Raw genomic sequence first — 13,022 nt, forward strand, 5'->3', positions numbered from 1 at the left:
AGCTTCTGTTTTTGTCCGAAGTCCCACCAGGTTCGGACAAAACCAGAGCCGGAGCTCCCCGTTTTGTCTGAAGTAGCCCTAGGTTCGGACAAAACCAGAGTCAAAGCTCTTCCTTTTGTCTGAAGTAGCCCTAGGTTCGGATAAAACCAGAGTCGGAGCTCCCTGTTTAGTCTGAAGTAGCCCTAGGTTCGGACAAAACGAGAGAAGGAGCTCCCCAATTTGTCCGAAGTCGCACCAGGTTCAGACAAAACCAGAATCGGAATTCCTTAATTTGTCCGAAGTAGCCCTAGGTTTGGACAAAACGAGAGAAGGAGCTCCCCAATTTGTCCGAAGTAGCCCCAGGTTCGGACAAAACCAGAGCCGGAGCTCCCCGTTTTGTCTGAAGTAGCCCTAGGTTCGGACAAAACCAGAGTCGGAGCTCTTCCTTTTGTCCGAAGTAGCCCCAGGTTCGGACAAAACGAGAGAAGGAGCTCCCCAATTTGTCCGAAGTCGCATCAGGTTCGGACAAAACCAGAGCCGGAGCTCCCTAATTTGTCCGAAGTAGCCCTAGGTTCGGACAAAACCAGAGTCGGAGCTCTTCCTTTTGTCTGAAGTAGCCCTAGGTTCGGACAAAACCAGAGCCGGAGCTCCCCGTTTTGTCTGAAGTAGCCCTAGGTTCGGACAAAACCAGAGTCGGAACTCTTCCTTTTGTCTGAAGTAGCACCAGGTTCGGACAAAACCAGAGTCGGAGCTCTTCCTTTTGTCCGAAGTAGCCCCAGGTTCGGACAAAACGAGAGAAGGCGCTCCCCAATTTGTCCGAAGTCTCACCAGGTGCGGACAAAACCAGAGTAGGAATTCCCTAATTTGTCCCAAGTCCCACCAGGTTCGGTCAAAACCACAGCTGGGGCTTCTAAGTTTGTCTGAAGTAGCCTCAGGTTCAGACAATATCCACTAGTATCCCTCAGAAGTTGTCCTAAGCATTCTAGGCTCAGGTTCTAAACAAACCTCAGCTTGTCTCTTCTTCTTGTTATATTCGAATTCGTACAAGCATATATTTGAACGAGTGTCTGAGAGTATCTTAGTTTACTATTGGAACAACTATAGAGGGAGGTTCGTTCAATATATGCGTGTATCAAATGTGACGGTCAGAAAGAGGCTGGCTCTCGTTCTGGTGGTTGGAATTTTAGTGTTTTTCATCATAGATGTCCGGCTTGGCTATGTGCAATTTATGCTGGGAGATTTTTTGACAGGGAAGGCTAAGGATTCGTGGAGCAGGAACGTCCCATTTGAACCTCAGCGCGGGGAAATAACGGATAGGAATGGAGTGGCGCTCGCAACGAATATTAGTGCACCTACTGTTTACGTGGTGCCTCGCCAGGTGGAGGATCCCGAAGCTGCGGCGGAAATATTGGCGAAGGCTTTAAATATGTCTAAAGAGAAGGCCTATCAACATATTACTAAAAAAGCGATGATTGAGAGAATTCCAGAGGGCAGAAAGATTTCTCACGAGAAAGCGAAGGAAATCAGGGCGCTTGATATCAAAGGTATATACATCGGCGAAGATTCAAAGCGCCATTATCCATACGGCAGCTACCTATCCCATGTCCTGGGTTTTGCGGGAATCGATAACCAGGGATTGATGGGATTGGAACTCTACTATGATAAGGAATTAAAAGGCCAAAAAGGCTCGGTCCAATTTTATGCGGATGCTAAACAACAGCGAATGAACAATATGGCTGATGACTATGAGCCGCCGGTGGATGGGCTCGACCTGAAGCTGACGATCGACAGCAGAGTACAGACGATCGTTGAGCGGGAGTTGGATATAGCCCAGGCAAAATACAATCCGGATGGCATCATTGCGATTGCCATGAACCCGAATAATGGGGAAATCCTCGCAATGTCAAGCAGGCCAGACTTTGATCCGGCTAACTTCCGCAATGTAGCACCGGAAGTCTATAATCGTAACTTGCCGATATGGAGCACATATGAGCCAGGATCCACTTTTAAAATCTTGACTCTGGCGGCAGCCCTTCAGGAAGGAAAGGTCGACCTTGAAAAAGATCACTTCCATGACTCAGGTTCAGTAGAAGTGGCTGGAGCGAGAATACGCTGCTGGAAAAAAGGCGGCCATGGTAGTCAGACGTTCCTAGAGGTTGTCGAGAATTCCTGCAACCCTGGATTCGTTGAGCTTGGGGATAGGTTAGGGAAAGAAAAACTGTTTAAATATGTGAAGGATTTTGGGTTTGGCGAGAAAACTGGCATTGACCTTCAAGGGGAAGGCAAAGGAATTTTGTTCAACCTGGACAGAGTCGGTCCGATCGAACAGGCAACAACAGCTTTTGGGCAGGGTGTTTCCGTCACACCGATCCAGCAGGTCGCTGCGGTTTCAGCAGCAGTAAATGGTGGAATACTTTATACACCTTATATTGCTAAAGAGTTGATTGACCCTGTTACAGGGGAGGTTGTCATGAAGAAATCCCCACAGGCCAAAAGAAGAGTAATCTCTGAAGAGACTTCAAAAGAGATCAGGCATGCGCTTGAAAGTGTCGTAGCGAAGGGTTCAGGTAAAAATGCTTATGTAGACTCTTACAGGGTTGGCGGCAAAACGGGTACTGCCCAGAAGGCAAAGGATGGCCGCTACCTCGAGAATAACCATATTGTTTCCTTTATAGGTTTTGCTCCAGCGGATGATCCGCAAATTGTAATCTATGTCGCAGTTGATAACCCTAAAGGTACAGTACAGTTTGGTGGGGTTGTAGCAGCACCTATCGTTGGCGATATTATGGAAGACAGCCTTCGCGCTATGGAGGTTCCTCCACGGAAAGACCAGATTGAAAAAGAATTGACATGGATGGACACGCCTATGGTGGAGGTGCCTGACCTGATCGGTTTATCCAAGCTGGAGCTCAGGCAACAACTTATCAATTTCAAGCTTGATATTGCAGGAGATGGGGAGAAAGTTGTGAAACAGCTTCCTTCACCAGGGGTGAAAATTAAGGAAGGATCAACCATTAGGGTTTATATGAATGATTAACTAAGAGCTATAATTAAAACATAAACCTATGGTGAGCAGGCGGCGGCAGGATAATCATCCGCCGCCTGCTTTAGGATACTTGGCTATTTCACTTGTTGAGGAGCAGCACCAGTCTAACTCGTGTAAAAAGGGCTTGCTCTTTTCATCTCAACAATGGCTAATTTCAGCCTAATCATGTAAAATAAGAGTCGCCATGTTGTTTGAGAGGATTTGATATTTATGAAATTACACGAATTGATTGGTTACTTGCACCCGTTCGTGGATTATAAGGGAGAAAATCCCGAAATTACTTCAATTGAAAATGATAACCGCAGAGTGACTCCTGGAAGTTTATTCATATGCATAAAAGGTTATACAGTTGATGGTCACGATTTTGCTGGATCAGCCGTGAAGAATGGAGCAGCAGCCGTTCTCGCAGAACGAGAATTGCCCGTGAATGTCCCGGTAATTGTTGTCAAGGACACGGTACGGGCAATGGCAGTGCTTGCGGATGCATTTTACGGCCAGCCTAGCCAGAAGCTTCATCTGGTTGGAATCACGGGTACGAATGGAAAGACGACGACCAGTCATATTATTGAACAGATTTTCAAGGATGCTGGTCAGAAGACCGGGCTGATTGGAACGATGTACACTAAGATAGGCGAGCAAATCTTTGAAGTGAAAAATACAACTCCGGAGAGTCTGACTCTACAAAAGACGTTCAAAAGAATGGTCGACGAAAAGGTTGATACAGCGGTAATGGAGGTATCTTCGCATGCGCTTGTTTATGGCCGTGTCCATGGAACGGATTACAATGTTGCTGTTTTCACAAACCTAACGCAAGACCATCTGGACTACCATAAGACAATGGAAGAATACAGGAAAGCGAAGGGGCTTCTTTTTTCACAGCTTGGAAATGCCTTTAACCATGAGAAACCGAAAATTGCAGTCTTAAATTCAGACGATCCGGCAAGTGATGAGTTTGCTATGCTGACAACTGCCCATATATTAACATATGGGATTGACAACCATGCTGACCTGCAGGCAATCAACATTGCAATGACGGCCAGCGGAACATCATTTGATTTGGTCAGCCCATTTGGCGTGAAAAAGGTAAACATCCAGTTGATCGGAAAGTTCAGCATTTATAATGTACTTGCGAGCATCGGAGCTGCCCTCGTTTCTGGCGTACCTTTAGAGGCTGTTATCGCATCTGTTGAAGGTGTTAAAGGAGTTTCGGGAAGGTTTGAAGTAGTCGATGCAGGACAGGATTTCTCTGTGATCGTTGACTATGCCCATACCCCTGACAGTCTTGAAAACGTCCTGAAAACAATACAGCAATTTGCACAGAAAAGGGTTTACTGTGTAGTTGGCTGTGGAGGCGACCGGGATCGAACTAAGCGTCCGCTTATGGCGAAAATCGCTTGTGAATATTCTACAGATGCCGTCTTCACATCAGATAACCCGCGCAGCGAGGATCCGGCAGAAATTATCAAGGATATGGAAGAGGGAGTAAAGGGCGAAGTTTATACTTCGATTATTGACAGGAAGGAAGCGATCCAGCACGCCATAAAAAGTGCGAAGTCTGGGGATGTGATCCTGATTGCTGGGAAGGGCCATGAAACATATCAGCAAATAGGTGACAGGACATTCGACTTTGATGACCGGATTGTGGCACGCGAGGCGATAGAGGAGAGGTAATATGCTGACATACCAGGATGTTTCAAATCTATTTTCAAGAGCAACTGGAATAAGGGATGAGAATATCCACTTTCATACTGTAAGCAGTCTGGCTGGTGCTAAACAGCCTAAAGGGCTATTTGTGCCGGTATCGAATGATTCCGGAACTTTACAGGATGCGATTTCAAATGGTGCTGTGGCAGCAGTCTGGCCTGAAGGCGAGCAGGTGCCGGCATATGCGCCAAACCATTTCCCGATTTTTTACACACAAGATAATTTGAAAGGCTTAGAGAAAATTATGAACTCATACTATGATTACTTAACACAACAAGAAGACATCAACGAAAGAACTAAATTCATTTTCCTGAACAAAGCACTTCTTAATGAAGCTGATGAAACATATGATATAGCTGTGATGGCCGAAAACATCAATGGTTTTGGCAGCAATCGTAATAAGGCAGGTGAGGAATAGAATGCTGGAGCAAGTTATCTTTTTCACAATATTGATGGGTTTCCTTATCACTGTTCTGCTTTCTCCAGTGTTTATTCCTTTTTTGAGAAGGCTTAAATTTGGCCAGAGCATCAGAGAAGAAGGGCCGAAATCGCATCAGAAAAAAACAGGTACACCGACTATGGGCGGCGTCATGATCTTAATCTCCATCACAATCACGACCCTCGTCATGACAGGGAAGTTCTCCCAGCCTTCAGTGGAAACGTATCTATTGTTATTTGTTACTCTAGGATTTGGCCTGCTTGGCTTTATGGATGATTTCATCAAGGTTGTCATGAAGCGAAACCTTGGCTTGACTTCGAAACAAAAACTGCTTGGCCAGATTATTATTTCCGTTATTTTTTACTTCATATTCAAGCAAAGTGAATTATCAACAGTCATCAGCATCCCGTTAACGAACATTTCCTTTGATTTGGGATGGGGATATGCGCTGTTCATTATTTTCTGGATGGTCGGGTTTTCGAATGCTGTTAACCTGACGGACGGGCTTGACGGGCTGGTTTCCGGAACAGCTGCGATTGCATTTGGTGCATTCGCTGTACTTGCCTGGAGCCAATCTCAATATGAGCTTTCTATTTTTTCAGTCGCGGTGGTTGGCGCTGTTTTAGGATTCCTTGTATTTAATGCACACCCTGCTAAAGTGTTTATGGGAGACACGGGTTCTCTCGCTCTTGGTGGTGCAATTGCAACTGTCGCGATCCTTGCGAAGCTTGAGATTATTCTGATCATCATTGGCGGAATATTTGTGATTGAAACATTATCCGTTATCCTTCAGGTTATTTCATTCAAAACTACTGGGAAAAGAATATTCAGGATGAGTCCACTTCACCACCACTATGAATTGATTGGCTGGTCAGAATGGCGTGTTGTTGTCACGTTCTGGACTGTAGGCCTTCTTTTCGCTATCCTTGGAATTTATATTGAGGTGTGGATCTAGATGAAAGATATCAAAACATATCAACATAAAAAGATATTAGTACTTGGCCTTGCCAAGAGTGGAGTCAGTGCGGCTGCTCTACTACATAAACTAGGGGCTTTTGTCACTGTCAACGATAGTAAGCCTCTTTCTGAAAATCCCGAAGCGCAAGGATTGCTTGAGCAGGGAATCAAGGTTGTTTGTGGAAGCCATCCGATCGAATTGATGGACGAAGGCTTTGAACTCGTCGTCAAGAATCCCGGAATTCCGTACTATAATCCTATGATTCTAAAAGCGATTGAAAAAGAAATTCCGGTTATTACCGAGGTTGAGCTCGCATACCAGATTTCTGAAGCACCGCTGATTGGTATTACGGGAACTAACGGAAAAACAACTACTACAACGTTAATATTCGAAATGCTTGAGGCAGGAAACAAGCATCCATTGATTGCGGGCAATATCGGTACGGTAGCATCAGGTGTTGCTCAGGAAGCCACAGCTGAAAATACGATCGTCATTGAACTGTCATCATTTCAATTGATGGGAATCGACCAGTTCAAGCCTCGGATATCCATCATTACAAATCTGTATGACGCACACCTGGATTATCACGGTACAAGAAATGAATATATTAGTGCAAAGGCTAGGATTACAAAAAACCAGACTGAAGAAGACTTCCTGATTGTCAATGCCGACCAGGAGGAATGCATGGAAATTGCCCGCAATTCCCGAGCGCAAATCGTTCCTTTTTCAACAAGGAAGGTGCTTGAAAGTGGTGCTTATGTGAAGGATGGATGGGTTTGCTTTAACGGGGAGCAAATTATAGAAACAAAGGATATCGTCCTGCCGGGCAAGCATAATCTGGAAAATATATTATCGGCCGTAGCGGCGACGCTGCTTTCAGGTGCAGATAAAGAGGCCATCAGTAAGGTGCTTACTACCTTTGCAGGCGTTCGTCACAGGCTTCAGTATGTGACCACTATCGATGAACGTAAATTTTATAATGACTCAAAAGCAACGAATATTTTGGCTACTGAAAATGCCCTTGCAGCTTTCGATGCACCAATCGTCTTGCTGGCCGGCGGTCTTGACAGGGGCAATTCTTTTGATGAGCTTGTTCCTTCGTTAAAAAATGTGAAGACATTGATTACTTTTGGAGAGACAGCTGAAAAAGTTGGACAGGCTGGACAAGATGCAGGAATAAAAACGATTTTGCGGGCCGATAATGTGGAAAAGGCCGTTCCCGTGGCATTTGAACATTCAGAACCCGGTGATGTCATCCTGCTGTCTCCAGCATGTGCAAGCTGGGATCAGTATAAAACTTTTGAGGTCAGGGGAGACATGTTTATCGAGGCCGTGCATAAGCTTAAGTAAGGGCTTGTCTCGAACAACATGACTCAGGTTGCTTGGCCTCATTGCAGGCTGGATGGGAAGCGGCATATGAGCCCTAAATCATACAGCCGAGGTGTATTGCTTTGCCAACGAAAAAATCTACTCCAGACATTTTTCTACTGATTGTTACATTTACGCTTTTGGCAGTGGGCTTGATCATGGTCTATAGCGCAAGTGCTGTCTGGGCGGACTATAAGTTTAATGATTCTTTTTTCTTTGCGAAACGTCAAATGCTCTTTGCAGGTGTCGGGATCATCGCGATGTTTTTCATCATGAATATTGACTATTGGACATGGAGAACATGGGCAAAGGTCATTTTGATTATTTGTTTTGTCCTGTTGATCCTTGTTTTGATTCCTGGAGTCGGGAATGTGCGGAATGGATCAAGGAGCTGGATTGGAGTAGGTGCCTTTTCGGTTCAGCCATCAGAGTTCATGAAGATTGCGATGATTGCCTTCCTCGCGAAATTTTTGTCAGAGAACCAGAAAGCAATCACTTCTTTTAAAAAGGGACTTTTCCCTTCTTTAGGGCTTGTGTTTTTGGCATTTGGCCTCATTATGCTTCAGCCTGATTTAGGAACAGGAACAGTCATGGTCGGTACTTCTGTTGTCATCATCTTTATTGCCGGTGCCAGGATTAGCCATTTTGTCGGACTCGGTTTGCTGGGGGTCGCCGGTTTTGTCGGACTGATTATTTCTGCGCCATACAGGATGAAACGGATTACATCGTTTCTAGACCCATGGCAAGATCCTCTCGGAAGCGGGTTTCAAATGATCCAATCGCTATACGCAATCGGTCCTGGGGGATTGTTTGGTCTTGGCCTGGGACAAAGCAGGCAAAAGTTCTTTTATCTGCCTGAACCCCAAACAGACTTTATATTCGCAATTCTCGCTGAGGAGCTTGGATTCATTGGCGGTTCATTGATTCTTCTTTTATTCTCCTTACTGCTTTGGAGGGGAGTAAGGATTGCGCTTGGGGCTCCCGATTTATTCGGAACATTTCTGGCCACTGGGATCATTGCAATGATTGCAATTCAGGTGATGATCAATATCGGTGTTGTCACCGGCCTTATGCCTGTTACTGGTATAACGCTCCCATTCCTGAGCTATGGGGGCTCATCCCTGACACTGATGTTGATGGCCGTCGGTGTACTGCTGAATATCAGTCGACACTCGAGATATTAAACTGTTATAAAAACAAAAGACCCTGCCATCAGGGTCTTTTGTTTTGGCTCTTTTCTCAAACTTTGTTGCTATTGAATACAAAATTGGATTGAATTACCTATATTCCTTCTTAAAGTTGACGGTTCATATGAGAAAAGAGCATGCAAACTTAATACCGACCTGCAAAATTAGTATATATTACGTTAAAATCGGCTTTAGGATTTTAACAACAATCTTTACGAAAACAGCCTTTGTTTTTGATTACTATTCCTTCTGTGAGTTATGATTTAAAAAGGAGCCGGAAATTCGGACATGTCCTGTGAATATGTTAGGAATATGGCTATGTTCATGCTATATTACATTTAAATAACAATATCTTTAAAAACTGTTCTTAAGTTTAGAATATAGTAGAATAGGGTAAAACCGGGGAGTGCCTTTTTTATAGGCTCCTTTTCACAATTCTTATTCACATCACGCAATCCGGAAAAACCTGGTGTGTAAATGCATGCGTGATGGACGCGATTAAAAAAGAGATAAGTTGTTGAGGTGTGGAAAATGAAGATTGCAGTTAGCGGCGGCGGTACAGGTGGACATATTTACCCTGCGCTCGCACTAATAAGGGAAATTCAAAAAAAGGATGAGAATGTCGAGTTTCTCTACATAGGGACGGAAAAAGGGCTCGAAAGCAAGCTCGTGCCAAGGGAGAACATCCCGTTTAAGTCCATACATATCACAGGGTTCAAACGAAAGATTTCATTTGAAAACGTAAAAACAATCCTGCGTTTCCTAAAAGGTGTCAGGGATAGTAAAAAAATGCTCAAGGAATTCAAGCCAGATGTGGTCATAGGTACTGGGGGCTATGTTTGCGGTCCTGTGGTCTATGCGGCTGCGAAAATGGGCATACCCACAATTGTCCATGAACAAAACAGCGTTCCAGGTTTGACGAATAAATTCCTGAGCCGTTATGTTGATAAAATCGCGATTTGCTTTGAAGAAGCTAGGGAATTCTTCCCTGAGCAAAAGGTTGTGTTGACTGGTAACCCTAGAGCATCTGAGGTATTGGGGCAGGATGGAATCAAAGGCAGATTGTCTGCCGGATTAAAGCTTAAAATTCCTACTGTGCTTATTTTTGGCGGTAGCAGGGGTGCCAGGCCAATTAATGAAGCAGTCATTAAAAGCCTCACTGAATTAAGCGGTAAATCATATCAAGTGTTATATGTTACGGGCGATGTTCATTTTGAAGATGTCCAGAAGGAAGTTGAACTTGTCGGTAATCCGGAAAATGTCATCATCAAACCATTTATTCACAATATGCCCGAGGTGCTATCCGGTGTTGATTTAACTGTAGCAAGGGCAGGAGCGACTACCCTGGCTGAACTTACTTCATTGGGGATTCCCAGCATACTGATTCCGAGCCCATATGTAACCGACAATCATCAAGAAAAAAACGCACGGGCATTAAGTGAAAACGGAGCAGCACGGCTGCTGCTTGAAAAAGATCTTACAGGACCCAAGTTGGTCGAAAGTATTGACCACATACTGGGCAATGAAGAGAAGCTGGCCGATATGAAAAAGGCGGCGAAAAAACTAGGCATACCTGACTCAGCCCAGAGACTGTACCGTCTCATGGAGGAACTGGCGAAAAAGTAGCCTATAGGCATGCAGCTGCATAAAATAGTCAAAATAGCTGTATCGTGAAAGGAAGGTAATTATGAAGGATCTAGCTAACAAACTTAGGGAATTGAACATCGGTTCTGTTAAGGAAAATGAACCGCTGGCAAACCATACATCAATGAAAATTGGCGGACCTGCTGACATACTTATTGAACCTTCATCAATAGAAAATTTAAGAAAAGCGGTTGAAGTCTTTAAGGATTCTGGTGTTGAATGGACCGTGATCGGCAGAGGTTCGAATCTCCTCGTTTCAGATAAAGGCATTGAAGGTGTTGTGATTAAACTCGGTTCTGGGCTTGATGATTTGGAGATCGATGGTACTAGAGTGACAGCTGGTGGAGGTCTTTCGCTGGTCAACTTTGCGATCACCATTAGCCGAAAAGGACTTTCAGGGCTTGAATTCGCTGGCGGAATTCCTGGGTCGATTGGCGGTGCGGTTTATATGAACGCAGGGGCCCATGGTTCTGATATCTCACAAATTCTGGAGAAAGCCTATGTGCTTTTTGAAGATGGCGCTCTTGAGTGGCTCACTAACAAAGAAATGAAATTCTCTTATCGGACATCTGTCCTCCAGAAAGAGCGGCCAGGTGTAGTCGTAGGAGCCATTTTCCAACTTCAAGAAGGCAATAAGGATGAAATTGTGGCGGAGCTTCAAAAAAACAAGGATTATCGCAAAGAAACCCAGCCCTATAACTTTCCAAGCTGCGGCAGTGTCTTTAGGAACCCCCTTCCCAATTATGCTGGGAATTTAATCGAAAAATCAGGCTTGAAAGGCCATCAAATCGGCGGGGCACAAATTTCGGAGCTTCATGCGAATTTCATTGTGAACAAAGGAAATGCAAAGGCTGAGGATGTACTTGGTCTGATTCAGCATGTAAAGGATACAGTCCTAGATTTACATGGTGTGAAAATGGAGACAGAGGTAGAAATTATAGGTCGGAAATAGCAGGAAAGTGGTTCAAGCTGTCAATTTCTGTGATATAATAATTCATTAGATTAGGATGCTGTCCGGATAAAAACGGCATGACAGATTCTCATGCCGTTGGTTCTTTTCTTATTATGTGCTGTTGTACATACTTATTGTTTTCAATACCAGGGAAAGCTTCTGATTCTAAATTTATTATAACGATGGCTTTAACCTGCAAGATCAAGAAAAAAGATGTTATTCTTATTGGAAAAGGGTTCAGCCGATAAAGAGGGGATTGAAAATGGACAAGAGGAAAATCGTCTCAATTGAAGATCGGATTCCAAAGTTAAAACATCAAAGACGAAAGAAAGCTAATCGAAGGCTTATCATGCTTCTGGCTTTGTTTTTTATATTAATAGCCGGTGTTATCTATTTTCAGTCACCGCTAAGCAAGGTGAAAGAGATTACTGTTTCAGGAAATGAGTCTTATTCCTACGAGCACATCGTGGAAAAAAGCGGGCTCAGCTTCGAGTCAAATGTGTGGAAAATCGGCAAAGGCGAAGTTGAAGAAAAACTGGAGAAAATCCAGGAAATCAAACAAGCTACTGTGAACGTAAAGTTTCCAAATAAGGTCGTCATTGAGCTTGAAGAATATAGCAGGCTTGCCTACATTTCAAAGGGAAAGAATTTCTACCCGGTCCTTGAAAATGGAAATATTCTTGGAGAAAAGCAGATTGATGAAATTCCTGTCAACGCGCCAATCTTAATAGGCTTTAAAGAAGGGAAGGTCCTGGATGAAATGATCACTTCACTGGAGGAACTGCCTGAAGTTGTCATCAATTCAATCTCTGAAATTCACTCACAGCCAGTAAAGACGGATAAATATCTTGTTAAGCTGTATATGAATGACGGTTTCGAGGTAAATGCTACGCTCAGGACTTTTTCTGAAAAAATGGCACATTATCCTTCAATTGTCAGCCAGCTTGACTCTTCTAAAAAGGGTGTCATCGATCTCGAGGTTGGCTCTTATTTTAAAGCATATGAAGCAGAGGAAGCTGAGGAAGTTGAAATTGAAAAAGAAAGTGAACAGTAATCGTGTAATTCTTTCAATCGTTTTCCTGGTACTTGGCTTTATGGTCGCTTTTTCATTCCGTGTCACACAGGACGAGGGTGAGAAAGGCCAGGGCTTGACGGACAGGCAATGGGAGAAGCATTTAAGTCTGAGAAACGACTTGATAGAAGAGGAAGAAAAAAACCGGGAGCTTCAGAAAGAGTTGAATGCCAAGCAGGAAAAGGTAAGGGAAATTGAGGCCAGCCTTTCCAAAGAAGCGCAAGTTTTCTTTAACATGGCTGAGGACGCTGAGAAATATCGTATGTTCCTTGGCAAGGTAGAGGTCAGAGGTAAGGGAGTAAAAGTAACTCTGGCTGATGGAGAATACGATCCTGATGAAGAGAATATCAATAATTATCTTGTCCACGAGCATCATGTGTTCAAGGTGATCAATGAACTGTACATTTCAGGAGCAGCAGCTATTTCTGTGAACGGGCAGCGAATTTCTCACAATTCATATATTTTGTGTACAGGCCCTGTCATTACTGTTGATGGCTACCAGTATCCTGCCCCATTTGAAATCACTGCTATTGGTGACCCCGATGTTCTTTCCTCCGCTCTCAATATTACCGGTGGGGTAAAAGATCAGCTTGTGAATGACCAAATTGTTTTTTCGTTAGAAGAAAAGGAAGATATTAAAATGGATCCGATTTTGGGGAAATGATGACGACCA

At 44.0% G+C, this 13,022-nt stretch carries 10 protein-coding genes; all 10 read left to right on the top strand.

The genetic code is table 11. From position 1 onward, the window contains the following. Positions 1-1,102: 1,102 nt before the first annotated feature. The 10 genes from AC0VX7_RS08365 to AC0VX7_RS08410 all read left to right on the top strand — a co-directional run bounded on the left by AC0VX7_RS08365 (position 1,103) and on the right by AC0VX7_RS08410 (position 13,013). On the top strand, positions 1,103-3,016 hold the full coding sequence (locus tag AC0VX7_RS08365; protein WP_475427449.1) for a stage V sporulation protein D: 1,914 nt from the start codon (positions 1,103-1,105) through the stop codon (positions 3,014-3,016). Positions 3,017-3,235: 219 nt separating this feature from the next. After that, the gene (locus AC0VX7_RS08370; protein ID WP_475427450.1) at positions 3,236-4,696 is read left to right on the top strand and encodes a UDP-N-acetylmuramoyl-L-alanyl-D-glutamate--2,6-diaminopimelate ligase; all 1,461 of its coding nucleotides are present in this window, start codon (positions 3,236-3,238) and stop codon (positions 4,694-4,696) included. 1 nt (position 4,697) lies between these two features. Further along, entirely contained in the window at positions 4,698-5,147 is a 450-nt protein-coding gene (locus tag AC0VX7_RS08375; protein WP_475427451.1) for a hypothetical protein, read from the top strand. Between the two features lies 1 nt (position 5,148). Next, positions 5,149-6,123, top strand: a complete 975-nt coding sequence (gene mraY, locus AC0VX7_RS08380) for a phospho-N-acetylmuramoyl-pentapeptide-transferase (protein WP_475427452.1) — start codon at positions 5,149-5,151, stop codon at positions 6,121-6,123. Next, on the top strand, positions 6,124-7,476 hold the full coding sequence (gene murD, locus AC0VX7_RS08385; RefSeq protein WP_475427453.1) for a UDP-N-acetylmuramoyl-L-alanine--D-glutamate ligase: 1,353 nt from the start codon (positions 6,124-6,126) through the stop codon (positions 7,474-7,476). Between the two features lie 101 nt (positions 7,477-7,577). Then, positions 7,578-8,678 carry a stage V sporulation protein E gene (gene spoVE / locus AC0VX7_RS08390; protein ID WP_475427454.1) on the top strand — a complete coding sequence of 367 codons (1,101 nt, stop codon included), beginning with the start codon at positions 7,578-7,580 and terminating at the stop codon, positions 8,676-8,678. A 534-nt stretch (positions 8,679-9,212) separates the two neighbouring features. Further along, on the top strand, positions 9,213-10,307 hold the full coding sequence (gene murG / locus AC0VX7_RS08395; protein ID WP_475427455.1) for an undecaprenyldiphospho-muramoylpentapeptide beta-N-acetylglucosaminyltransferase: 1,095 nt from the start codon (positions 9,213-9,215) through the stop codon (positions 10,305-10,307). Positions 10,308-10,368: 61 nt separating this feature from the next. Beyond that, complete coding sequence (gene murB / locus AC0VX7_RS08400; RefSeq protein WP_475427456.1) at positions 10,369-11,277, top strand: UDP-N-acetylmuramate dehydrogenase; 909 nt, start codon at positions 10,369-10,371, stop codon at positions 11,275-11,277. A 262-nt stretch (positions 11,278-11,539) separates the two neighbouring features. Then, complete coding sequence (locus tag AC0VX7_RS08405; RefSeq protein WP_475427457.1) at positions 11,540-12,331, top strand: cell division protein FtsQ/DivIB; 792 nt, start codon at positions 11,540-11,542, stop codon at positions 12,329-12,331. Then, positions 12,279-13,013, top strand: a complete 735-nt coding sequence (locus tag AC0VX7_RS08410; RefSeq protein ID WP_475428109.1) for a DUF881 domain-containing protein — start codon at positions 12,279-12,281, stop codon at positions 13,011-13,013. Before AC0VX7_RS08405 ends, AC0VX7_RS08410 begins: the two co-directional genes overlap by 53 nt. Positions 13,014-13,022 lie beyond the last annotated feature (9 nt).

The sequence above is a fragment of the Mesobacillus sp. QJM3NY_10 genome (assembly GCF_056173465.1).